General features: G+C 43.3%; 19 protein-coding genes. 2 read left to right on the plus strand and 17 right to left on the minus strand.

Annotated features, from left to right (window positions below):
• Positions 1 to 10: 10 nt before the first annotated feature.
• The 5 genes from B7705_RS02545 to B7705_RS02565 are packed head-to-tail and all read right to left on the minus strand — an operon-like array spanning position 11 to position 4,419.
• A complete protein-coding gene (locus tag B7705_RS02545) occupies positions 11 to 415 on the minus strand; it encodes a PTS sugar transporter subunit IIA (RefSeq protein WP_000045700.1) in 405 nt (134 codons plus the stop codon).
• A gap of 3 nt (positions 416 to 418) precedes the next feature.
• Positions 419 to 1,240 carry a PTS system mannose/fructose/sorbose family transporter subunit IID gene (locus B7705_RS02550; RefSeq protein ID WP_000185284.1) on the minus strand — a complete coding sequence of 274 codons (822 nt, stop codon included), beginning with the start codon at positions 1,238 to 1,240 and terminating at the stop codon, positions 419 to 421.
• A complete protein-coding gene (locus B7705_RS02555) occupies positions 1,227 to 2,132 on the minus strand; it encodes a PTS mannose/fructose/sorbose/N-acetylgalactosamine transporter subunit IIC (RefSeq protein ID WP_084947490.1) in 906 nt (301 codons plus the stop codon). The genes B7705_RS02550 and B7705_RS02555 overlap by 14 nt, the downstream gene beginning before the upstream one ends.
• Positions 2,133 to 2,158: 26 nt before the next feature.
• Positions 2,159 to 2,635, minus strand: coding sequence for a PTS sugar transporter subunit IIB (locus tag B7705_RS02560; RefSeq protein ID WP_000156968.1), 477 nt, complete (start codon positions 2,633 to 2,635; stop codon positions 2,159 to 2,161).
• A complete protein-coding gene (locus B7705_RS02565; RefSeq protein WP_084947493.1) occupies positions 2,632 to 4,419 on the minus strand; it encodes a glycoside hydrolase family 35 protein in 1,788 nt (595 codons plus the stop codon). Before B7705_RS02565 ends, B7705_RS02560 begins: the two co-directional genes overlap by 4 nt.
• Positions 4,420 to 4,735: 316 nt before the next feature.
• On the opposite strand from B7705_RS02565, the gene B7705_RS02570 reads away from it, so the two are divergent.
• Both B7705_RS02570 and strH read left to right on the plus strand, forming a co-directional pair.
• Positions 4,736 to 5,452, plus strand: coding sequence for a GntR family transcriptional regulator (locus B7705_RS02570; RefSeq protein WP_001007187.1), 717 nt, complete (start codon positions 4,736 to 4,738; stop codon positions 5,450 to 5,452).
• A 299-nt stretch (positions 5,453 to 5,751) separates the two neighbouring features.
• Positions 5,752 to 9,747 carry an LPXTG-anchored beta-N-acetylhexosaminidase StrH gene (gene strH, locus B7705_RS02575; protein ID WP_158085999.1) on the plus strand — a complete coding sequence of 1,332 codons (3,996 nt, stop codon included), beginning with the start codon at positions 5,752 to 5,754 and terminating at the stop codon, positions 9,745 to 9,747.
• 57 nt (positions 9,748 to 9,804) lie between these two features.
• On the opposite strand, the gene purB is transcribed toward strH, so the two are convergent.
• From purB to B7705_RS02635, 12 genes are all read right to left on the minus strand, one after another.
• On the minus strand, positions 9,805 to 11,103 hold the full coding sequence (gene purB, locus B7705_RS02580) for an adenylosuccinate lyase (protein ID WP_084947495.1): 1,299 nt from the start codon (positions 11,101 to 11,103) through the stop codon (positions 9,805 to 9,807).
• A gap of 33 nt (positions 11,104 to 11,136) precedes the next feature.
• A complete protein-coding gene (locus B7705_RS02585) occupies positions 11,137 to 13,116 on the minus strand; it encodes a hypothetical protein (RefSeq protein ID WP_084947498.1) in 1,980 nt (659 codons plus the stop codon).
• Positions 13,117 to 14,208: a 5-(carboxyamino)imidazole ribonucleotide synthase gene (gene purK, locus B7705_RS02590; RefSeq protein ID WP_084947502.1), complete on the minus strand. Its 1,092-nt coding sequence runs from the start codon at positions 14,206 to 14,208 to the stop codon at positions 13,117 to 13,119.
• Complete coding sequence (gene purE / locus B7705_RS02595) at positions 14,195 to 14,686, minus strand: 5-(carboxyamino)imidazole ribonucleotide mutase (protein WP_038804287.1); 492 nt, start codon at positions 14,684 to 14,686, stop codon at positions 14,195 to 14,197. Before purE ends, purK begins: the two co-directional genes overlap by 14 nt.
• 27 nt (positions 14,687 to 14,713) lie before the next feature.
• Positions 14,714 to 14,830, minus strand: coding sequence for a phosphoribosylaminoimidazole carboxylase (locus tag B7705_RS10120; protein ID WP_080641271.1), 117 nt, complete (start codon positions 14,828 to 14,830; stop codon positions 14,714 to 14,716).
• A 94-nt stretch (positions 14,831 to 14,924) separates the two neighbouring features.
• Positions 14,925 to 16,187 (minus strand): phosphoribosylamine--glycine ligase, encoded by a 1,263-nt coding sequence (gene purD / locus B7705_RS02605; protein WP_084947504.1) that lies wholly within the window; start codon positions 16,185 to 16,187, stop codon positions 14,925 to 14,927.
• 121 nt (positions 16,188 to 16,308) lie between these two features.
• Complete coding sequence (purH, locus tag B7705_RS02610; RefSeq protein ID WP_084947506.1) at positions 16,309 to 17,856, minus strand: bifunctional phosphoribosylaminoimidazolecarboxamide formyltransferase/IMP cyclohydrolase; 1,548 nt, start codon at positions 17,854 to 17,856, stop codon at positions 16,309 to 16,311.
• The gene (locus B7705_RS02615) at positions 17,853 to 18,557 is read right to left on the minus strand and encodes a hypothetical protein (RefSeq protein WP_084947509.1); all 705 of its coding nucleotides are present in this window, start codon (positions 18,555 to 18,557) and stop codon (positions 17,853 to 17,855) included. Before B7705_RS02615 ends, purH begins: the two co-directional genes overlap by 4 nt.
• Positions 18,558 to 18,560: 3 nt before the next feature.
• Complete coding sequence (gene purN, locus B7705_RS02620; protein WP_084947512.1) at positions 18,561 to 19,112, minus strand: phosphoribosylglycinamide formyltransferase; 552 nt, start codon at positions 19,110 to 19,112, stop codon at positions 18,561 to 18,563.
• Positions 19,109 to 20,131, minus strand: coding sequence for a phosphoribosylformylglycinamidine cyclo-ligase (gene purM / locus B7705_RS02625; RefSeq protein WP_084947514.1), 1,023 nt, complete (start codon positions 20,129 to 20,131; stop codon positions 19,109 to 19,111). Before purM ends, purN begins: the two co-directional genes overlap by 4 nt.
• 40 nt (positions 20,132 to 20,171) lie before the next feature.
• Positions 20,172 to 21,614 (minus strand): amidophosphoribosyltransferase, encoded by a 1,443-nt coding sequence (gene purF / locus B7705_RS02630; RefSeq protein WP_084947516.1) that lies wholly within the window; start codon positions 21,612 to 21,614, stop codon positions 20,172 to 20,174.
• A gap of 12 nt (positions 21,615 to 21,626) precedes the next feature.
• On the minus strand, positions 21,627 to 25,352 hold the full coding sequence (locus tag B7705_RS02635) for a phosphoribosylformylglycinamidine synthase (RefSeq protein ID WP_084947518.1): 3,726 nt from the start codon (positions 25,350 to 25,352) through the stop codon (positions 21,627 to 21,629).
• Positions 25,353 to 25,407: the final 55 nt, after the last annotated feature.

Raw genomic sequence — 25,407 nt, forward strand, 5'->3', positions numbered from 1 at the left:
AAGTCACATCTTATTCATCTTCGTCATCATCGAAGCCAGCTAACAGATCGTTGACTTTTACAATGCTTTCTGCAGCACGGCTCTTGTAGTCCGCATCTGCACCTGTAAGGCTGGCATTGATAAATTCAATCACCATTGGAAGATTCATTCCTGCGTAGAGTTCAATGTCGCGGCCTTCCATAATCAAACGGCTTACCACGTTACATGGTGTTCCACCGAGAAGGTCCGCAAAGACTAGGAAATCATCCAATCCTTCGATAGCAGCTTCAAATTTTGCAGTAAATTCTTCTGGACCATCTTCTGGAAGAAGAGCCACTGCGTGAATGTTGTCCTGTGGACCCATGATCATTTCTGTGCTACCTTTCAGTTCTTCACAGAAACGACCATGACTCACCAAAATTAATGATTTACTCATAAATTATGCGCCCATTCCAAGCAAGAATTTACCGATGAATGAAAGACCTACTGCAAGAACGATAATGATACCGATCGCTTTAGTAGAGTTCATACCTTTCTTACCAAGCAACCAGAAGATAAAGGCAGTAAAGATTGCTGGAAGCAAGCGTGGGAAGATTGAGTTCAAGATGTCTTGGAAGTCAATCATCTTTTCACCGATTGGCAATTTGTAAGAAATGTCAAAGTTGATCATTGTTGCTACAAGAGCACCCATCATGAAGACACCAAGTACAGATGCAGCGTCAATCAAAGCTGTCAAGGTACTTTGCATGTTGTTGATAAGGTTAACCCCTTCTTTGTAGGCAAATTCCAATTGTTTCCAACGGAAGATATCATAAGCAACTGCAACTGCGATCCAAAGGAAGATACCCCATGGTTGGCCAGCGATAGCCATAGTTGCTGCGATAGATCCCATGATAGCAGGTACAAGTGAACCAAAGATTGTATCTCCAAGAGGAGCAAATGGTCCCATCAAACCTGTCTTGATACCGTTAACGGCATCTTTTGAACCCACACCATCTTTTTCTTCCATGGCAAGGTCAAAACCAGCGATAATTGTGTGGAAGAATGGTGAAGTATTGAAGAATTGAGTATGAACTTTCATCATTTCTTTCAATTCAGGAGTTCCATCCCCATACATTTTACGCAATTGAGGCAAGATCATGTAAAGGTAACCAGAAGCTTGCATACGTTCGTAGTTCCAACCTAATTGGAAAGTAAACAAGCTACGTTTGTTGATTTGATTAAAATCTTCTTTTGTAAGTTTGTAATTAGAATTCGTCATCTTCAATTTCCCCACTTTCTGATGGTGTAGAAGGTGCTGCTACAGCTACTTTTTGGCTGTTCTTAAAGTGAACAACTGCAAGGAAGATACCTACGATAGAGATACCGATCATAGACAAACCTTTGAAGTTGTTAGCAAAGCCAATCTTTTCAGCAACATCAGCAGGAAGAGTACCAAGGATACCCGCAACTGCTCCACCAAGACTTGTTACGTTTGAGTAAAGTACAGTCAACATAGCTGTCAAACCGAATCCCATTGCAAGGTAGTGAAGGTTACGTTTAACTGGAAGGTAACGAAGCAAGATTGCGAATCCAAGACCTGGAAGCATACGACCTGCAAGTGTCAAACCGTCTGCAACCCATTGATATTCTTTAACTAGGTCTACTACTGATTGTACGAAAGCACCACCAAAAGCAAGAGCGAAGAATACTGGAAGGGCACGAGAAAGAGCCCAAGGCACTGCACCAAGTAGGTAGTTGCGCTCGATACCTTTGTAGTCAAAGCGTTCGATTGCAGCATCAATACGGTGTGCAAAGAAAGTAGTAGTCATACGTCCAAGAACGTCGAAGTATGTCAAAAGTGCTGCTACTGGTACAGCGATTGTTGTGATCGCAAGATCTGTATCAATACCTTGAGAGATAGAGAATGCTGTTGCAAGAACCGCACCAGAAGTTGCGTCGATACGAGAAGCACCACCGAAGGTACCAACCCCGAGAACGAACAACTGCAAGCTACCACCGATAAACAAACCAGTTGTCACATCTCCCATGATCAAACCAGTAATGAAACCAGCGAATACAGGGGAACCTGCAGATGAAACGATTGTCAACTCATCACAGATTTGATAAGCTGAGTACAAAGTGAGAAGTAAAATTTGCCACCATTGTATCATAACAATGACCTCCTAAAAATTTTTTCCTATTTTAATAAGCTCAAAAAGTCTGAAACTGGATCATTTGGGACCATTTGAGCAGTGAGTTTCACACCTTTTTCTGCTAGTTTGTGGAAATCTTCCACATCCTTGTCTACCACGTTGATAGAACGTGTGATAGAGCGAGTTTCTGGTGTTTGAGACATATTGCCGACGTTGAGTGTTTCAAGCGGAACACCTGCTTCGACCAAACCAAGGAAACGGTCTGGTTTACGTGCAACGATAAAGAGACGTTGGCTATCGTATTTACCAGCAAGGATATTCGCTGCTGCTTTCTCAACTGGCAAGATACTGAGTTTCACACCTGGTGGTGTCGCAAGTTTCAAACCACTCTTTTCAATATCGTTGTTAACGACTTCATCGTCTACAACCATAATGCGCGAAACGTTTAGTTTCCCAGCCCAAAGATTGGCTACTTGACCGTGGATCAAACGTCCATCGATACGGCATCCTACAATTGTCATAAGTTTTCCCCCTTTATGTGTTTTAGTGTAGGTTTACGAGTTAAATGAATCTCTTCTTTATATTCACCTTCAGTTTCAAAGATGATGATGCGGTTAGCACCTTCCTTGAGATAACTATGAGGGATATAAAGTGAGAGGGTCGGGCCGACATTCCAGAAACGTCCTAGGTGACGCCCGTTGACAAAGGCAACTCCCTTACCAAACTCAGACAAGTCTAAGTAGGTATCCTTCGGCTCTTCAACAGTAAAGTCGAAAGCGTAAAAGGCTGGTTGTCCTTCTGTCCATCCTTTTGAAAAATCAATCTTCTCAGGATTATCCAGTGGTAGTGGATATTGTTTCCAATTTAGTAAGAAATGTAGATCCTTGCAGACACCTGTACGAATTCCTTTATGTTGCGTATCTGCCAAGAACTTATGTCCGTAGTTGACACGCCCCATATTTTCGATCAGGATATCAATCTCTGAAAAGCCTTCTCGGTTGCCCTGACAGTAGATATCTTCACCAATCTCTGTCTGGTATTGAGTAGCAATCCATTGACCATCTACAAAGAGTTGAGCTCGGTCACGTCCATCGATGATACGGAGGCGTTCCTCTTCTGCATCCCAACTTGCCTCAGTGCGGTAGAGAAGGTAGCCATAACTTTGACCAAGTTCTTCCATCGCTTTTGGATAGAGGCTTTCAGTAGGACTAGAGAGACTATCCAGGGTTTCAAACAAGGAAACTTTTTCGACTAATGGAATGGCCTCTATCTCCATGCTTTTCTTATAGAGCGGTTCCAACTGTGGATACTCTGGGAAGTGTGTTGCCATCATCTTCTTAACCGCTAGGTATTTAGCAGTTGGATTTCCTTCTTCATCGAGAAGGGCATCATAGTCGTAAGATGTAACTTGTGGCAAGTCCAAAGTTCCTCGAGCCGAGCAACCATTCATGAAACCAAAGTTTGTTCCGCCATGGAACATATAAAGGTTAATCGAACCTTGCTCCAAAACCTCTCGAACAGCTTCTGCCAATTCTTTAGGATCACGTGTGATGATGGGTTCTTTCCAACGGTTGAACCAGCCGTCCCAGAATTCCATACACATGAGGGGCCATTTCTTGCCATACTCATCAAAGAATTCCTGCATCTGTGAAAAGTTGTACGGAGCTTTAGAACCGAAGTTTCCTGTCACAAAGAGGTCGTCTTCGATCAAGGTTCCGGCTTTCAGAGTAGCCCTCCATGGACCATCTGAAGTAAAGAGTGGGCAATCAATCCCTCGGTCTTCCATCAATTTCCGAATGGCTCGTAGATAAGACTTATCTTCTCCATAAGAGCCATATTCATTTTCGACTTGCATCATGAGAATGTTTCCGCCATTATCCAACAAGCGAGGTACAAGCCTTGGCAATAATTGGTCATAATAGCGAGCAACAGCCTCTATGTAGGCTGGGTCGGACGAGCGGATTCGCATGTCCTTGGTCAAGAGCCAAGCCGGCAAGCCACCAAATTCCCATTCTGCACAGATAAATGGAGACGGGCGTACAATAGCATAGAGACCCAGATCTTGTGCAATTTGAAGAAATCTCTCCAAATTTCTGGCACCTTCAAAATCAAACTCCCCTTCAACAGGTTCGTGTAAATTCCAAGCCACATAGGTCTCGACTGTATTAAAGCCAAGCGCCTTTAAGTTATAGAGAGAATGATACCAATCCTCTGCTGGAATCCTAAAATAATGAATGGCGCCGGACAAAATCTTGAACGGTTTTTCGTCTAAATAGAAATCGTCCTCAATTTTAAATCTTGTCATGTTATTACCTCTGACGAATTAAGTTCGCGCTTTCATTTATTATAATATTAACTATAATCAAATCTTTTGCATTTGTCAATAGGTTTTAGAAAATTCTTTAAAATTTTTCTATTTTTTTACTTCTTTTTTACCAAAATTATCTAAAAAATAGCATGAAATGAGGGCTTTTGCATGACCTCTGTTTTAATGGCGCTTTTATATATGTGCAAAATAATATTTTTAATGTATTATGTTATTTTTTCATCTAAATGCTACTATTTTCTTTGTGTTTGTGGTAAAATCAAAGAAGGAGAAAGAAAAAAATTGAGGTGCAATTATGGCTATTCCAAAATACCAATATATTAAAGACGAACTCAAGAATAAAATCATCTCAGGTCAATTTGCGAGTGGAGACAAGTTTTATACTGAAGCAGAGTTGATCGCCATGTATGATGTCAGTTCTATCACAGTTGTTCGTGCCTTGAACGACCTTGCCAAAGATGGCTATATTGTCCGCCAACAAGGAAAAGGAACTTTTGTTTCACGCGCTCGTAAGCACAAACTCGTTGAGTTTTCAGACGTAGAAATTTTTGAAACAAAGGACGATAAGGTAACTGTCCTTTCTATCGAACGTGGAAATAAGCTTGAATATTTGGAAAAACTTGGTTTGCGTGGAGACCAGTTCTACTACAAGATCGAACGGACACGTCAAACTAACGGTGTGACCTATATCTACCACACTTCTTATATTCCCGAACAATATATCAATGCCAACTATCCAAATCTTGACTATTATAGTTCTATCTATAAACGTTTCAAATTGGATTACCGCATTCACATGACTGATGAGCATTTTGAGGAAATCAACGAAATCGCATTCCCAACACCCGAGCATGCTGCTTCTACGTTGGGAATTGATACACAATTTCCAACTGTCTTCCAAACAAAGACTACAAAACTTGAGGCCACTGGCCAAGTCCTTGCCTATAGTGAAACTTATAAGCGAGCTGACTACTACAAAATCAAATTCATCTCGTGTGATCGAGGTCATTAAGAAAAAGCTTGAGCCTAGCTCAGGCTTTTTCTATGTTCATTATAGCATGCACCATTTAGTATGAACATATGACGAAGGGTAATTCTTTAATTAGTAGTGCTTTTACTAAAAACAAGTTAAATATTAGCTAGATTTTCCTTGTTTTTAGTTTTTTGACAATTTTTTCCTAAATCTTATGATTTCCTCCATTTATTATAGTTCTTTCATAAAGCCGCTTGACTTTTTATATCTTAGATAATAAAATAAAAACAGTTTTGTGTAAACGCTATCATACAATATAATAACAGGGAGGTTTTATCATGAAACTAGAAAAGAAACAGCGCTTCTCCATTCGTAAGTACGCGATTGGAGCAGCTTCTGTACTCATAGGATTTGCTTTTGGTACCCAAGTCGTGTCTGCTGACAGCGTCACTCCAACACCAGAAAATCCAAGCGCAGCTCAGACTGCTCAAGGAGAATCACAGACAGCTGAGACATCAGTTGAAAGCAAGCTTGAAGAAAGAGTTGAAGCAAAGGGAGCTTCAGCCACAATCGCTCCAACAGTCGAAAAAACTGAATCCCCAGCAGTTGCAGAAAAAATTGACGAGACTCCAGTCATTGAAAAAGCTACTCCTGTTTCAGAAGAAAACTCAGAACCAGTAAAAGCCGACGAAGACAAGAAAAATGAAACCGTCACACCTGCAGTAACCGCTCCGAGCACTGAACGAGCAAGTCAAGTAAATGAAAAACTGGCAAAAAGAAAAATGATCTCAATCGATGCTGGACGCAAGTACTTCTCACCTGAGCAACTCAAGGAAATCATCGACAAAGCTAAACACTACGGCTATACTGACCTCCATCTCTTAGTCGGAAATGATGGCATGCGTTTCATGCTGGACGACATGACAATCAAAGCCAATGGAAAAACCTATGCCAGTGAAGATGTCAAACGTGCTCTCGAAAGCGGAACTGATGCCTACTACAAGGATCCAAACGGCAATCATTTAACAGAAAGTCAGATGACGGACTTGATCAACTATGCTAAAAACAAAGGCATTGGTCTCATCCCAACTGTAAACAGCCCTGGCCACATGGATGCGATTTTGCATGCCATGAAAGAACTAGGCATCCAAAAACCAAACTTTACCTACTTTGATAAGGAATCTGCTCGTACCGTTGACCTTGATAACAAAGAAGCAGTTGCATTTACCAAGGCTCTGATTGACAAGTATGCTGCTTACTTCGCTGGCAAATCTGACATTTTCAATATCGGACTAGACGAATATGCAAATGATGCTACAAACGCCAAGGGCTGGAGCGTTCTGCAAGCTGATAAATACTATCCAAACGAAGGCTACCCTGTAGGAGGATATGAGAAATTTATCGCCTACGCCAATGACCTTGCTCGTATCGTTAAATCTCACGGTCTCAAACCAATGGCCTTTAACGATGGTATCTACTACAATAGCGACACTAGCTTTGGAACTTTTGACAAAGACATCATCGTTTCTATGTGGACTGGTGGATGGGGCGGATACGACGTCGCTTCTTCTAAACTTCTAGTTGAAAAAGGCCACCAAATCCTTAATACCAACGATGCTTGGTACTATGTTCTCGGACGAAATGCCGATGGCCAAGGCTGGTACAACCTCGACCAAGGACTCAATGGTATCAAGAACACTCCAATCACTTCTGTACCAAAATCTGATGGGGCTACTATCCCGTTCATCGGTGGTATGGTAGCTGCTTGGGCGGATACCCCATCTGCACGCTATTCACCATCACGCCTCTTCAAACTCATGCGTAGCTTCGCAAATGCCAATGCTGAATACTTTGCAGCTGATTATGAGTCTGCTGAGCAAGCTCTGAAAGAAGTACCAACAGACCTTAACCGCTATACTGCAGAAAGTGTCGCAGCTGTAAAAGAAGCTGAAAAAGCCATTCGCTCACTCGATAGCAACCTCAGCCGTGCCCAACAAGACACCATTGACCAAGCAATCGCAAAACTCCAAGAAGCTGTAAGCAATTTGACCTTCACACCAGAGGCTCAAAAAGAAGAAGACGCGAAACGCGAAGTTGAAAAACTTGCCAAGAACAAGGTAATCTCTATCGATGCTGGACGTAAGTACTTCACGCTCGACCAACTCAAACGCATCGTAGACAAGGCGAGCGAACTCGGCTACTCTGATGTGCATCTTCTCCTAGGAAATGATGGACTTCGCTTCCTCCTTAATGACATGACCATCACAGCTAACGGAAAAACTTATGCAAGTGACGATGTCAAGAAGGCCATTATCGAAGGAACAAAAGCTTACTACGATGATCCAAACGGAACTACTCTTAGTCAAGCTGAAATCACTGAATTGATCGAGTACGCAAAATCAAAAGGCCTCGGACTCATCCCAGCAATCAACAGCCCAGGTCACATGGATGCCATGCTCGTCGCTATGGAAAAACTTGGAATCAAGAATCCTCAAGCCAACTTTGACAAGGTCTCCAAAACAACCATGGACCTTGAAAACGAAGAGGCGATGAACTTTGTCAAAGCCCTCATCGGCAAGTACATGGACTTCTTTGCAGGCAAGACAAAGATCTTCAACTACGGTACAGACGAATATGCCAATGATGCCACTAACGCTCAAGGCTGGTACTACCTCAAATGGTATGGACTCTATGGCAAGTTTGCTGAGTACTCTAACACTCTTGCTGCTATGGCTAAAGAAAGAGGTCTTCAACCAATGGCCTTCAACGATGGTTTCTACTATGAAGACAAGGATGATGTTGAGTTTGACAAGGATGTCATCATCTCTTACTGGTCTAAGGGATGGTGGGGTTACAACCTTGCAACGCCTCAGTACCTGGCAAGCAAAGGCTACAAATTCCTTAACACCAACGGAGACTGGTACTACATTCTCGGCCAAAAACCTGAAGATGGTGGCGGTTTCCTCAAAAAAGCAATTGAAAACACTAAAAAAACACCATTTAACCAGCTTGCATCTACCAAATATCCTGAGGTAGACCTTCCAACAGTTGGAAGCATGCTTGCCATCTGGGCAGACAAACCAAGCGCTGAGTACAAGGAAGAAGAAATCTTTGAACTCATGACTGCCTTTGCAGACCACAACAAAGACTACTTCCGCGCTAACTACAATGCCCTCCGCGAGGAGCTTGCTCAAATCCCTGCAAACTTGGATGGATACAGCAAGGAAAGCTTGGATGCCCTAAATGCAGCTAAAGAAGCTCTCAACTACAACCTCAACCGTAACAAACAAGCCGAGCTAGACGCTCTCGTAGCCAAACTCAAAGCAGCCCGCCTAGGCCTCAAACCAGCAGCAACCCACTCAGGAAGCCTCGATGAAAACGAACTAGCTGCCAATGTTGAAACCAAACCGGAACTCATCACAAGAGCAGAAAAGATTCCTTTTGAGGTTATCAAAAAAGAAAATCCGAACCTCCCAGCTAAGCAAGAAAAGATTGTCACACCAGGTGTAGATGGTGAACGCACTCATTACATCTCTGTCCTTACTGAAAATGGGAAACAAACAGAAACGGTTCTAGATAGCCAAGTAACCAAGGAACCTGTGACCCAAGTGGTTGAAATCGGTGCCCCTATTACTCACAAAGGGGATGAACACGGTCTTGCTCCAGCTGCCGAAGCGAAACCAAGACTGGATATCCAAGAAGAAGAAATTCCGTTCACTACTGTGACACGTGAAAATCCACTCTTGCTCAAAGGGAAGACTCAAGTCGTTACTAAAGGCGCTAACGGCCGTCGCAGTCATTACTACTCTGTGAGCACTAGTGCTGACGGTAAGGAAGTGAAAACTCTTGTAGATAGCCTTGTGACTCAAGAAGCAGTGACCCAAGTTATTGAAGTCGGAACCCTTGTAACCCATGTAGGAGACGAACACGGTCTTGCCCCAGCTGCAGAAGAAAAACCTAGACTAGACATTCAAGAAGAAGAGATTCCTTTCACTACCGTGACACGTGAAAATCCGCAATTGCCAAAAGGACAAAGTCAAGTCGTCGTTACTGGTGTAAATGGTCGCCGTACGATTTTCTACTCTGTCAGCACCACTGCTGACGGCAAGGAAGAAAGAACCCTTGTCAATAGTGCGGTATCGCAGGAAGCGGTCGCTCAGGTTGTCGAAGTCGGAACTGCCGTTGAGAAAGCTGAGCAAGTTGAAGCAACTACTAGCAAAGCAGATGAAAAACAACTCCCTGCAACAGGAAGTCAAGACTCTGCAGGCTTGGTCGCAGCAGGACTCATGGCCACACTAGCAGCCTACGGACTCACTAAGAGAAAAGAAGATTAAACCTCTTCGATAAGCATACAAAAAAGCGAGATTGAATCTCGCTTTTTATTGTTAGGATTAATCACCAAGTCCGATACGTTCAAAAATATCATCCACTCGTTTAGTGTAGTATGCAGGGTTGAAGATTTCGTCGATTTCCTCTTGAGTCAGACGCGAAGTCACTTCTGGATCTGCTTCAAGAAGTGGTTTAAAGTCTACTTGGTTATCCCAAGAGTAGGATGTTTTTGGTTGCACCAAGTCATAGGCTTGCTCACGGGTCATTCCCTTCTCAATCAAGGTCAACATAGCACGTTGGCTAAAGATAAGACCAAAAGTAGAGTTCATATTGCGGATCATGTTTTCTGGGAAGACCGTCAAGTTTTTGACGATATTTCCAAAGCGGTTGAGCATGTAGTCGATCAAAATGGTTGTATCTGGTGTGATGATACGCTCAGCTGATGAGTGAGAAATATCGCGTTCGTGCCAGAGAGCGACGTTTTCATAGGCCGTCACCATGTGACCACGGATAACACGCGCAAGACCTGTCATGTTTTCAGAACCGATAGGGTTGCGTTTGTGAGGCATTGCTGAAGAGCCTTTTTGCCCTTTGGCAAAGAACTCTTCCACTTCACGTTGCTCAGACTTTTGCAGACCACGAATTTCAGTCGCCATACGTTCGATTGAAGTCGCGATGCTAGCAAGAACTGCAAAGTACTCAGCGTGAAGGTCACGAGGAAGCACCTGTGTAGAGATTTCTTGAGCACGGATACCCAGCTTGTCGCAGACGTATTCCTCTACAAATGGTGGGATGTTGGCAAAGTTACCAACTGCACCAGAGATTTTACCAGCTTCCACACCAGCAGCTGCATGCTCGAAACGCTCGATGTTGCGCTTCATTTCGCTATACCAAGTCGCCAATTTAAGACCAAAAGTTGTAGGCTCAGCGTGCACACCGTGGGTACGCCCCATCATGATGGTGAACTTGTGCTCCTTAGCCTTGTCAGCAATGATGTTGGTGAAGTTTTCAAGGTCACGACGGATGATGTCGTTGGCCTGCTTGTAGAGGTAACCATAGGCCGTATCCACCACGTCGGTAGAAGTCAACCCATAGTGAACCCACTTGCGCTCTTCACCAAGAGTCTCAGAAACCGCACGCGTGAAAGCCACCACATCGTGGCGCGTCTCCTGCTCAATCTCCAAAATACGGTCGATGTCAAAGTTCGCCTTTTCGCGAATCAAAGCCACATCTTCCTTAGGGATTTCCCCCAACTCAGCCCATGCCTCGTCAGCCAAGATTTCCACCTCAAGCCAAGCACGGTATTTATTTTCTTCACTCCAAATGTTCGCCATTTCGGGGCGAGAGTAACGGTTGATCATTGTTTCCTCCTTATTTTAACAACATATTGCTTATTAGTTAATATTTCCGATTTCCATAATAAAATTATGGACTGATTTAATATAAACTCCATCAAAAATACTCGGAACAAAATCAAAAATTGTAGAGTTAACAGTAATAATCCCTATTTCAACACAGTCAAAACGAACTTTCAACTCCTCCTCAAAAATTGATTTATTATCTAAAAATATTTTCTTTATTTTTTCTAGTTTCGATATCTCTTTATCAACTCTATTTACTAATCTAGTAATTTCATCAAGAGAATGTTGTAGCCCGTAATTTTTTAAATCATAAATATACAACGTACCGTCTGAAGCAAACAAGATATCTAATTCTCTCTTTACCCCCTTATAGTCTCCACCCAACAATTGCTTGATCTTTGGAAATGCCGGTTTCCCTGATTTATTATTGACCATTAAATCACAGTTGATTATTGAAAAATCATATTTAGACATTAGGCATAATTTGATATATGGTAATGTTTGTTCATCATAAAATTTAGTTATTTCTTTATTTATGTTGTGATGTGAGGAAATTCTCCTTGATAATATATCTCCAGGGAGATGCCACACACCCTCATTTAATAAAGATAAACTTGTTAAATAATAATTCTTATATTTTAATAATGGTTTATGAAAAATTGAAAGCCTTTTGAATGATACAAACTCAGCCACAAAAGAGTGAAATTTTGAGATATCAATAGGTGAGCAATCTAATCTAAGCTCCTTACTTAATCTTACATGTTTACTAACAAAAGCATTAAAAATTTCCTTCACTTCATCCGGAGTCTCTATTCTAGAATAAATTTTTTTATTTAACATATCAACTATTCTATTTATATTTTTAGTATCACTTAATAAATAATTAACTTCACTATTATATTCTTCTATTTTATTTACAAAATTATAGATAGATGTTCTAAGTTGATATATATCATTTTCTAAGAAAACTGATTCATTTATTCTTCCCTCATCTCCAATCTCTCCACAACTTTGATTTTTTTTCAAAAACTCTGGCCAATCAGATTCAGCAATAATATCCAATGTTTTATAGGACAATGTATACCCCTGAATATTTCTCTTGAAAGAATCTCTTATTTTTATAGGATCAAATTTAAACTCATTAAAAAATTTTGGAAATATAGACTTTGACATTCTCTTATGCAAGCCTAATGTTTCCTTATTACAGTATAGACAAATTTCATCAAATTTTGACTGCAAGTCCGCTGGTGGGAACTCCCCCCACTGATTATTACTAAAGCTTATCCTCTTACTATTATTCCACCTCTTAACAAAATACCTAGAATTTGAGTCAGATGTAAATATACACTTGATTACTCCCCAATAAAATAACAAATTATAATCTGTTCCATATCGTTCAAAATACTTCTCAGCTTCTATTTCCTCAGCAGAAGTTCTTTCCTCCCTGAGCAATAATAAATTAATCATGTAATTAACAGATGCTTTCATTTCACCCAATAATGCAGTACTTAAATCATCTTTTGTACATCCAACTTTCTGTACGAGAAATATCAATTTTTCCAAATCATTTTCAGGTTCTTTATTTAAATCTATTTCTTGATTTTGTGATAAAGTAGAAACAAAACTCGCAAATATTATTAAATTTATTAATAATTTTTTTCTAGGATACAAATCAAGAATCTTTTCGATTGACTCATTAATTAATTCATTTAATGTTTCAAAAATGTATTCTTCACAAAAATAATCCCCAGTTATATTAAGTTTACTTTCTTTAATAATTTTATTAAGAAAAAAATTATTGACAGTTCTTCCATTACCAAGTACTATTTCATCAGGTATATCAACTCCTTTTTCCTCAGAATATTTTTTTATTAATTCTAGGACTTCAGGATTATCATACACTTTGTATCTTCCTTTAATTATAATCAATATGTAGATAAATATTTGGGCATTCTGCCGTTTTAAGTATTCTTCTGTAAAAAAATTAAATTCAGTAATCTTGTTATCTAACACCTAAAAATCAATCCCTTTCCCAAACTCCTCCACCTCATCTGGCACATCACTAAACAAAGTCACATGTCCCATCTTGCGGTTGTGCTTCGCTTCTATTTTACCATACATATGGAGGTGGGCGCTTGGATTTTCTGCGACATATTTCTCAGCAACCTCGACGTGTTGGCCGAGAACGTTAAGCATGACTGCTGGAGCATGTAATTTTATTTCTGGCAACGGTGCTCCCAGAACGCCCAAAATATGAGTATCGAATTGCGAGAAGTCACAAGCTTCAATTGAATAATGCCCTGAGTTATGTGGGCGAGGGGCAATCTCGTTGACGATAATATCATCAGCTGTCGCAAACATCTCCACGCAGAGGGTTCCAGACAAGTTAAGCTGTTCTGCAATTCGCACTGCCATTGCTTTGGCTTTTTCAGCTAGACTTGCAGAAATTCGAGCAGGCACAATGGTCTTAGATAGGATATTGTTGCGGTGGATATTTTCCTGAACTGGGAAAACCGTCACATCCTTGCCATTTCCTGATACGATGACAGAAATCTCAAGGTCAAAATTGACAAATTCTTCCAAGACACAGTCAGCTGAATCTGCTAGTTCATAGGCTTCTTCCAAGTCTGCTTCTGAGCGAATGACCTTTTGCCCATGCCCATCGTAGCCACCAGTCGCCGTCTTGAGGACATAGTTTTTGGCCAGGTCAATCTCCGCCAAGTCTTGGCTAGAATTCACAACCTTGTATGGAGCCACCGTTACTTGGGCCTTCTTGGAAAGGAAGTCCTTTTCAAAGATACGATTTTGAGAAATGCGGAGCAGGTCAGTTCCTTGAGGAAGTTGTCCATCCCTGATGACAGCATCCAAACCGTCAGCATCAACATTTTCAAACTCATAGGTGAGGACATCGCAACGCTCAGCTAGCTGACGGAGGGCATCCACATCGTTATAAGGAGCCACGATGATTTCCGCCACACGAGAGGCCGGGCAATCCGCCGCAGGATCCAGCGCGATAACCTTGTGCCCCATGTAGATAGCAGAAATGGCCATCATCTGTCCCAGCTGACCACCACCGATAATTCCGATTGTTTTAGATGAGCTCATTTGTAGACTCCTCTGCGATTTTTCCTTGTTCTTCTGCGAAATCAGCCAACGCTGTCGCGATAGCCTGATCCTCTACTGACAGGAGACGGAGGGCAAAGAGTGCCGCATTTGTCGCACCTGCTTCACCGATAGCCATTGTCGCCACAGGCACGCCACCCGGCATCTGTACGATAGAGTAGAGCGAGTCCACACCGCTAAGAGCACGCGATTTGACAGGTACACCGATGACAGGAAGGGTTGTTTTGGCTGCGACCATTCCTGGCAAATGGGCTGCGCCGCCCGCACCTGCGATAATGACCTTGATACCACGACTGCGGGCTTCTTCGGCATGCTGAAACATGAGGTCGGGCGTGCGATGGGCAGAGACGACTTTCTTTTCGTAGGCAACACCGAAGCGATCTAAAACTTCAGCTGTTTTTTGCATGGTTGCCCAGTCGGATTTTGAGCCCATGATGATGGAAATTACTGGTTTAGTCATAATTTTTCCTTTTCTTCCTTTCAACAATCACCTTAGGTTGTGAGGGACGGCAGCAGCCACCAAAGGTGTTTCATGCCTAAATCGGAAGCCCAAGGTCTTCCGATTTCCCTGAACGATTGACTTATAATCCAATCGTTCTTTCACAACGGCGGTGATTGCTCTATATTAGCTCGCTAATGCTCGCAAGTCAAACGACCATTATCGTATTTGGCGACTTCGTCGCGTTATTTTTATACTTTTACTTTATAGCCTTGCTTCCGATATCTGTTCGGTAGAAGAGGCCTTCTGTGTTTTGTTTGTCGAGTTCCTTGTAGATGGTATCTTGGGCTTCTTTGACGGTATCGGCTGTGGTGACGAGCATATAGACACGTCCGCCGTTGGATAGCAGTGCTCTGCTATTTTCCGCAAACTTAGCCCCTGCATAGTAGGTGATGATGTCACCTTCGGTCTTGGCTGGAAGCTTGACACCTTTCTCATAAGAAAGCGGATAGCCGTTTGACGCGACAACCACTCCCAGAGTCACACCCTTATCCGTCCAAGTGATGTTTGGCTCCTTGCTATCGAGGATATCCGTGATATTTCGTGCAAAATCGGAGGTCAGACGAGACAAGATAATTTGTGTTTCTGGATCTCCAAAACGAGCGTTGAACTCGATGACTTTAGGACCGCCAGCAGTCAAAATAAGCCCCGCGTAGAGGACACCAAGATAAGGACGACCTTCTTTGATCATCCCTTCAAGGACTGGCTTGACAATGGTGTCAACCGCCGTATCAACCACGCTCTGTGGCAAGTGAGGAACTGGCGCATAGGCACCCATCCCGCCCGTGTTAGGGCCCTTGTCGCCATCGTAAGCACGTTTGTGGTCCTGAGCCGTTGGCATGATGTAGAACTTGTCACCATTGACAAAGGCAAAAAGTGAAAATTCCTCTCCGTCAAGAAATTCCTCGATGACCACACGCGCACCAGAATCACCGAATTTATTGTCTAAGAGCATCTCATGTGCGGCTTCGACCGCTTGCTCAACCGTCTCAGCAACGACGACGCCCTTCCCAAGCGCCAAACCATCCGCCTTGACTACGATTGGGGCACCTTTTTCTTCGATATAAGCCTTAGCTGCCTCGAAATCTGAAAATGTGCCATAGGCTGCTGTCGGAACGCCGTATTTGACCATGATTTCCTTAGCAAAATCCTTAGACCACTCTAGCTCCGCTGCAGCTTTGGTCGGGCCAAAGGCTTTGAGCCCAGCTTGATTAAAGTCATCCACGATACCAGCAGCAAGGGCATCATCTGGCCCGATGAAGGTCCAAGCAATATCGTTGGCCTTTGCAAACTCAATTAACTTAGAATGTTCGGAAATAGAGATATTTACCAATTCTAAACCATCCAGAGTCATCCCGTCATTTCCAGGAGCTACAAAGACATTTTCAACGTCTTTTGATTCAAGCAACTTCTTGGCAATCGCATGTTCACGACCACCCGAACCGACAACTAACAGCTTCATCTTTCAACCTCTTTTGCGAATTATTTACTAACATTATATCACAAACGTTCGTTTTAATCTTGTTCCGCTCCGCGTTTTAGGCAAAAAAAGGAAAGAAACTGTTTTCTTCCCTTTTGTCTTCTTAATGTCTAAAATGTCTTACGCCTGTGAAAACCATGGTCAAGCCGTATTTGTCAGCAGCTTCGATGGATTCTTGGTCACGGACAGAGCCACCAGGCTGGATGATAGCCTTAATTCCTGCTTTAGCGATTTCTTCCACGTTATCGGCGAATGGGAAGAAGGCATCGGAAGCAAGAACAGCTCCGTCAAGGCGGTCTTTAGCTTGGTCAATGGCGATGCGAACAGAAGCCACTCGGTTGGTTTGACCTGGGCCAACACCAAGTGTCATGTGGTCGTTGGTCACGATGATTCCGTTTGATTTGACGTACTTGATAGCCTTCCAAGCGAACTCAAGAGCTGTCGCTTCTGTCTCGGTTGGTTGGCGTTTAGTCACTACTTGCCAGTCAGCTGGGCTTTCCTTGACCACGTCTTGGTTTTGCACCAGAAGTCCACCGACCACACCTGTGTATTCCTCTTCCACTTCACTAGCCTCTTGAGCGTCAAATGGCAAGGCAAGGATACGCAAGTTTTTCTTTTTGTTGGTCAAAATGGCTAGCGCTTCATCCGTATAGCTTGGTGCGATGATGATCTCAAGGAAAACGCCGTGCATCTTCTCAGCAGTCGCAGCATCCACCTCACGGTTAAGGACGACAATTCCACCAAAGATAGACACCGGGTCAGACTCATAAGCATAGTCCCAAGCAGTTTCGATGTCATCAGCTTGACCAATTCCACATGGGTTCATGTGTTTGAGAGCCACAACGGTTGGACGATCTTTGAAATCACGGATAATACGGATGGCCGCATCCGCGTCACGAATGTTATTGAAGGACAATTCCTTACCGTTGAGCTGTTTCGCTGAAGCAATCGAATAGTCAGTCGGCAAAGCTTTTTGGTAGAAGTCAGCGTCCTGCTGAGGATTTTCCCCATAGCGCATGGCTTGTTTGAGGTCATAGGTCAAAGTGAGCTTTTCTGGTTTTGCTTCGCCCACTTGAGCTGTGAAATATTCTGCAATCAAGGCGTCATAAGCCGCTGTGTGACGAAAAACCTTGGCTGCTAAACGTTGGCGAGTTTCGTAAGTCGTTTCACCATTGGCTGACAACTCGTCCAAAACCACTGCATAGTCTGCAGGATCTACCACAACAGTTACACTAGCGTGGTTCTTCGCTGCTGAGCGAAGCATAGATGGACCACCAATATCGATGTTTTCAACGGCTTCCGCATAAGTCACATCTGGTTTGAGAATCGTTTCCTTGAAAGGATAGAGGTTGACCACTACAAGGTCAATGAGCTCGATCTGATTGTCCTTAGCCGCTTCCAAGTGGCTATCCAAGTCACGACGAGCAAGGAGACCACCGTGGATATTTGGGTGGAGAGTCTTGACACGACCATCCATCATTTCTGGGAAACCAGTCACATCATCGATAGCAATGGTCTTCACCCCAGCATTATCAAGGACAACTTTAGTCCCACCTGTCGAGATGATGTCCCAACCAAGTTTTTTAAGTTCTTGGGCAAATTCAACAATGCCCGCTTTGTCTGAGACGCTGATTAAGGCGCGTTTAGTCATTTGTTCTCCTTTTCTAAAACCATATATTTAACTTCGTATAAAATATCTATTAGATACACTTCTTTTGAAGCTTTACCCCATATAGGGTATTTAATAATATTTTTTATTCCACTATCTATGAAATTAATCAACCATACTATTATAGCTACGATTAAAATTAAACCCAAAAATGTTTCAACAGAAATAGCTGTCTCATCTGCAACAAATAATTTATTTAAAGCCAAAGTGATAAAAGACGTTACCAAAATTATACCAACTATGCCTATCGACTTTACTAAACTTTCATACTTCTTAATTTTATTATCCTGTTTATCTGTCAAATCAGCTATTAACAACTTCACAGCATAACTAGCTTTTTCTCCATACATAAGAATCAATTCATACTTTATTTCTCTACATAGCTCTTCAAATTTATTAGGTTTTCCATCTGAAATTTTATCAAATTTTCGACTGAGATAAATAAAGTACATCAAAGAAAACATAGTAAAAATAAGAGAAGCTATTTTAATACACAAATCACCAAAATCCCACAACCAAACTACATAACTTGTTAACATTAGGGTAATAAATACAATTAAGCTAATTAGAAATTTATTTCTAATTTTTATTACTTTAGGGTAAAATTGTTTTTCATACTCATTAAAAAATTCTTCAAATTCTTTAACTTTGTCTAGTAAAGTCTTAACAGCTTTATTATTCAAAATTTACTTCCTATCCACTCCCAAGCTATCCAGCACCTCTGGATACAACTTGTACTCTGCCTCATGAATCCGAGCTTCAAAGCTTTCGATAGTATCATCTGCTAGACGTGGCACACGGACTTGTTTGATGACCTTGCCTGTATCCACACCTGAGTCCACCCAGTGAATGGTCACGCCACTCTCAGTAACACCAGCATTCCAAGCATCCTCAATTCCATGAGCTCCTGGAAATTCTGGTAGGTAGGCCGGATGAATGTTAATGATCCGACCCTCGTAAGCAGCGAGCAAAGTTGGCCCAACGATTTTCATATATCCTGCTAGGCAAACCAAGTCAATCTGGTGTTCTTCCAATAGTTCGACAAGAGCTGCTTCGTAGTCTGCCTTGTTCTCAAACTCCTTGAGTTCAAAAGCATAGGACAGAACGCCGAGCTTGTCTGCACGCTCGAGCACATAGGCGTCACGATGGTCTGAAAAAACAAACTCCAATGGAAATTCTTCGGCAATCACCTGAAAATTTGAGCCATTACCAGAGGCAAAAACCGCTATTTTTTTCATTTGATGATGACACTTTCGTTTTCTTTCTTGACGATGCGACCAATTTCATAGACTGGTTCATCCAGCAATTCCTTGACACGACCTACATTTTCAGGGCTAACTGCCAACATGAGTCCCACACCCATATTGAAGATTTCAAACATTTCTTCATGCTTGATTTCACCGTATTTTTCAAGAGCCTTGAAAATCGGAAGGACTGGAACTTTTTCTTCCTCAATCTCTGCAGCCAAGTCAGCTGCAAACATACGAGGGACATTTTCGATAAAACCACCACCTGTGATGTGGGCAATACCGTTGACCAGCTCTTCCTTGATGAGTGGCAAGACAGCCTTGACATAGATACGAGTCGGCTCAAGAAGGACTTCCTTGAGTTTCTTGCCTTCCAATTCTGGCAAGACTTCCTCACCTGTATAGTCCGCAAAGACACGGCGCACGAGTGAGTAACCATTGGAGTGAATTCCACTTGAAGCAAGTCCGAGAAGAATATCTCCTTCTACCACTTTTGAACCGTCGATGATTTGAGATTTTTCAGCCACACCGACCGCAAAACCTGCCAAGTCATAGTCATCTTCGCCATACATACCAGGCATTTCAGCCGTTTCCCCACCGATGAGGGCAGCGCCTGCCTGCACACAACCTTCTGCCACACCAGCAACGACTTGTTCTAGTTTAGCTGGTTCATTCTTACCAGTTGCGACGTAGTCAAGGAAATAGAGGGGCTCCGCACCTGCAGCGATGATGTCATTGACACACATGGCCACACAGTCCTGACCGATAGTATCGTGCTTGTCATACTTGATAGCTAGCATGAGCTTAGTTCCGACACCGTCAGTCCCTGAGATCAAGACGGGTTCTTTGACCCCTGTCTTTGAAAGGTCAAACATGCCACCGAAACCACCTAGAGCTCCCATAACACCTGCACGCTCCGTACGAGCTACGTGCTTTTTGATCCGTTCAACAACTTCATAACCCGCTTCAACATCCACACCAGACTGCGCATAAGCATTTTTATTCGTCATTTTATTCATTCCTTTTCTTTAATGGAAAATCGTTATCCGCCTATTTGTAAAAACTGGTCTTTTCTTCCAAACTTCTACGATAGTCTTCCTCATAGTCGTAGAGAGGAGTTGGGTAGTCGCCGTCAAAGTAAGCGACACAGAGACCACCGTTCGGCGCATCTGTTTCAATACCAATCGAATCAATCAAGCCATCAATCGAAAGATAGGTCAGGCTATCCGCTCCAATGATTTGGCGAGTTTCTTCGACCGTATGATTGGCCGCAATCAGCTCCTGACGCGTCTGGATATCAATCCCGTAGAAGCATGGATAAGCTAGCGCTGGACTTCCAATAGCAACGTGAACCTCAGACGCACCTGCTTCTTTCAAAAGCTGAACGATGCGGCGAGAAGTTGTCCCACGAACAATGGAATCATCAATCATGACCACACGTTTGCCTTTGACAACGCCCGAAACAGCAGACAGTTTCATCCGCACCCCTTGCTCCCGCAATTCTTGAGTCGGTTGGATAAAGGTACGCTGGGTGTATTGGTTTTTGATCAGCCCCATTTCGTTTGGCAGACCTGATTCTTCCGCAAAGCCCATGGCTGCGCTGAGTGAAGAATTGGGCACACCAACCACGATATCTGCTTCATGCTTGAATTCACGCGCTAATTGTGCCCCCATTCTCTTACGAGCTGTATGGACATTAACACCATGGATATTAGAATCAGGGCGAGCAAAGTAGATATACTCCATAGAACAAATCGCCAACTGGGTATCATTCGTATAGCTATCGTACTGAATCCCATTGTCATCCACAATCACAATTTCCCCTGGTTTTACATCGCGAATCCACTCGGCACCAATGACTTCAAAGGCACAGGTTTCTGACGAAACCACCACCGCTCCGTTGGTCATTTTCCCAATCGAAAGCGGACGGAAGCCATTAGGGTCAAGCGCCGCAATCAACTTGTCCTCAAACAGCAAGATATAAGCAAAGCCACCTTTTACAAGACTGAGCGCCTCCTTGATTTTGCCCATCAAGTTCGGATTGTGACTCCGACGAATGAGGTGGGCCAAGATTTCCGAGTCTGAAGTTGAACTGAAAATTGCTCCTCTTTGTTCCAATTCTTTTTTGAGCGATTCGGCATTGGTCAAGTTTCCGTTGTGAGCAAGTCCAAACTGCATATCATGAAAGCGAAAGAGGAAGGGCTGGATGTTATCCACAGAAGCTTCGCCAGCAGTCGCATAACGCACATGCCCAATCGCGCTCGTTCCTGTCAATTTATCCAAATTAGCTGGATTTCTGAACACTTCTGATAAAAGCCCCATGTCACGATGACGCTTCAATTGCCCCTGATCATTGGAGAGGATTCCTGCCCCTTCCTGACCACGGTGCTGAAGACTATGGAGACCAAAATAGGTCAATTTAGCAGCATCTGGATGTCCCCAGATACCGAAAACACCACATTCTTCATTAAGAGATTTTACTTCGTATGTCATTTTTTATACCTTTTATTTCCCTGTGAAATAACGCACAGCCGATGCAAACAGGTGCTGGTCTTTATTTCCTGGGATGTTTTGGAAGAGACCGTCTTCATAACGTTCTGAGTGTCCCATCTTACCGATAATTTGACCATTCTTGCTAGTAATTCCTTCGATGGCATTTACAGAACCATTTGGATTGTACTTAGAATCCATACTTGGTTTGCCATCAAAGTCAACGTATTGGCTAAAGATTTGACCATTGTCGCGGAGCTCTGCAAATTCCTCAGCCGTCACGACAAACTTCCCTTCACCGTGCGATACTGGGATGGCATGGATATCGCCCACTTGCACTCCAGCCAACCATGGTGAGTTGGTATTGGCAATTCGAGTTTCCACCATCTTGGCCACGTGCTGGTTGGCATCATTGTAGAAAAGGGTTGGACTAGTACTATTAGCATCCTCAAAGTTTCCATATGGAAGAAGACCTGATTTGACCAAGGCCTGGAATCCATTACAGATACCGATAATCAAGCCACCGCGAGTGATAAAGCTATCAATGGCTGCACGCACTTTTTCATTGAGCAGGATATTGACAATAAACTTAGCTGATCCATCTGGTTCGTCCGCAGCTGAGAAGCCACCTGCAAAGAAGAGAATGTTTGCCTTGCCGATATTGTCAACCATGGTTTCAACTGACTTGACAATAGCTTCTTCATTCAAGGTCACAAATGGCACCAAGTTAACCTCTGCACCTTCTTTTTCAAATGCCTTAGCTGAGTCATATTCTGAGTTGGTTCCTGGGAAGACTGGGATGTAAACCACCGGTTTTTCAATATTTTCCTTGGCTTTGATGACTGCGTTAGAAGCGACAGCTGGCACTTCTTCCAATTCTTTAGCTTGTGCAAATTCAGTAGGGTAGACTTCTTCTAATTTTCCTTGGAAGGCACTGTCAAGTTTGTGTCCATCTAGCTTCACACCGTTGACAAGGAGTGTAAAGTCTGCGCTTGTTTGTCCAATCTTCTCTACTCCAGCGATTTCTTGAGGAGATGTGAAGACAAATCCACCTAATTGAGCTGTCAAGGCTGTTTCAAATTCAGGCAAGGTCACCTCTGCACCGATATGATTTCCAAAGGTAGCAAGTGCCAAGCTTTCAAGGACACCTCCGTATTTAACAGCTGATGCAGATGTTACTTTGTGTCCAGCTTGGATGGCTTCAAATTGAGCAAAGTTTTGCTTAATCAAGTCAAAATCAATCTCTGCAGAGAGGGCTTGACCTGGGATGGAGTAGATGTTTTCACCAACATTCTTGAACTCTGGAGAGAGTACCTTGCGGCTATTCGCTGTCGTCACCCCAAAGGCAACCAAGGTTGGTGGTACGGTCAATTCTTCAAAGGTACCAGACATAGAGTCCTTACCACCGATAGATGGCAAGCCAAGTTGGATTTGTGCTTCGATAGAGCCTAGAAGAGCTGCTACTGGCTGACCGAAACGCTCTGCTTGCTTGTCCATCCGCTCGAAGTACTCTTGGTAAGAGAAACGAGCCTTAGACCAGTTGGCACCAGTAGCCACCAAACGAGCTGTCGCTTCGATAACTGCATAGGCAGCCCCGTGATATGGAGACCATTCTGCTAGATAAGGGTTGAACCCTTGAGCCATGACAGACGCAGTATGAGTCACGCCGTGTTGAACTGGCAATTTCTGCACAGATGCCTCAGTTGGCGTGAGTTGGTAGCGACCACCAAGTGGGTGGTTAACCGTTGAACGACCGACCGAGCAGTCAAAGATAGTCTGCAAGCCTTTTTGACTCGCATGGTTGAGGTCAGATAGGACTGCAAGAGTATCCGCTTCAAGGGTTTCAGCACTTGTCTTGCGCTCTTCTGGAAGCTTGACATCCTTGTCCACAACCTTGGCATCGACAACGACACGCACACCATTGGTATCAAGGAAACGGCGTTCCAAGTCCACGATTGTCTCACCATTCCAGTGCATGACAAGATTTGGTTTTTCAGTCACTGTCGCAACCACAACAGCGTCAATATTTTCTTTATTACATTCTGCAACGAAGGCATCTACATCCTCAGGACGAACCACAACAGCCATCCGTTCTTGTGATTCAGAAATAGCAATTTCGGTACCGTTCAATCCTTGGTATTTAAGAGGCACCCTGTTGAGGTCGATTTCAAGACCATCTGCCAATTCACCGATAGCCACACAGACACCACCTGCTCCAAAGTCATTGGACTTCTTGATGAGACGAGTGACATCGCCATTACGGAAAAGGCGTTGGATCTTGCGCTCTTCGATGGCATTCCCTTTTTGAACCTCAGCACCGGCAGTCTCTACAGACTCAACTGTTTGAACCTTAGAAGATCCCGTTGCACCACCGACACCATCACGTCCTGTCTTACCACCGAGCAAGATAATCACATCGCCAGCTTCCGGTTTTTCACGGACTACATTTTCCTTAGGAGCAGCACCAACAACGGCACCTAGCTCCATGCGTTTAGCTACAAAGCCTGGGTGGAAGTATTCACGAACATAAGTCGTCGCAAGTCCAATCTGGTTACCATATGAAGAATAACCGTAAGCCGCTGTCTTCGAAATGACTTGTTGTGGCAATTTACCAGCACGAGTTTCTGAAATCGGCGCTGTAATATCACCAGCGCCTGAGATACGCATCGCTTGATAAACGTAGGAACGACCTGACAGCGGGTCACGAATGGCTCCACCGATACAAGTAGCAGCCCCACCAAATGGTTCGATTTCCGTTGGGTGGTTGTGGGTTTCGTTTTTGAACATAAGGAGCCAAGGTTCCTTGACGCCATCAACGTCCACTTCGATTTCAACCGAGCAGGCATTGATTTCGTCAGACACTTCCATGTCGTCCAAACGGCCATTGGCACGCTCATATCGACCGAAAATAGTCGCCATATCCATCAAAGTCTGTGGTTTCTCCGAACGTCCCAACTCATCACGCATGGCAATATACTTGTCATAAGTCGCTTGCAATTGTTTTTGGAATTTAGAAGCTGAAAAATCAATGTTTTTCAACTCAGTCTCGAATGTTGTATGACGGCAGTGGTCAGACCAGTAGGTATCCAACACCTTGAGCTCAGTCTCAGTTGGCACGCGCCCGATTGACTTGAAATAGTCTTGGATAAAGAGCAAATCATCCACTTCCATGGCCATCCCTTGCTCGGCCTTGTAGCGGGCAAAGTCTTCTGCCGTATAGCTTTCAAAGAAAGTCAATTTTGGAATGGTCTTGTCTGACTCTGAAAATTCCTGCTTGGCAATCCCTGTCGTGATGTCCTTGAAACGAGAATCAACTGGGTTGAGTAAATAGTTCTTGACTGCTTCCAACTCAGTCGCATCAATATCTTTATTAACCAAGTAAAGTTGAGCTGTGTTGACTGTCACATCACTCGAACTCCCCAGCAAAAGCAAAGCTTCCTGTGAAGAAGCCGCACGCTGGTCAAACTGTCCTGGTAGACTTTCAATGGCAAAGAAAGCATAGTTGGCAAGATCCGCTTGCACAGCTGCTTCATCCAAGACATGATCCGTCACCTGCTCAGAGAAGATGTGTTTCTCCGCAGGCGCAAACAAGTCCTCTGCCAAATCAAAGACATCATAGACTTGCACGATACGAATGCTTTTCAAAGTTGACAGTCCCAAGTTATGCTGGAGTTCTCTTACCAAACTCTCTGATTTGACCTGAAAATCAGCCTTTTTTTCAACAAAAATACGTTTATCCATCAATTCTTATTCCTTTATTTCAGCTCTTACAATGTTCCCAAACAGCCTTTAGGTT

Origin of the sequence: Streptococcus oralis subsp. dentisani, from assembly GCF_002096685.1 — a bacterium.
GTDB classification, from domain to species: domain Bacteria; phylum Bacillota; class Bacilli; order Lactobacillales; family Streptococcaceae; genus Streptococcus; species Streptococcus oralis_AD.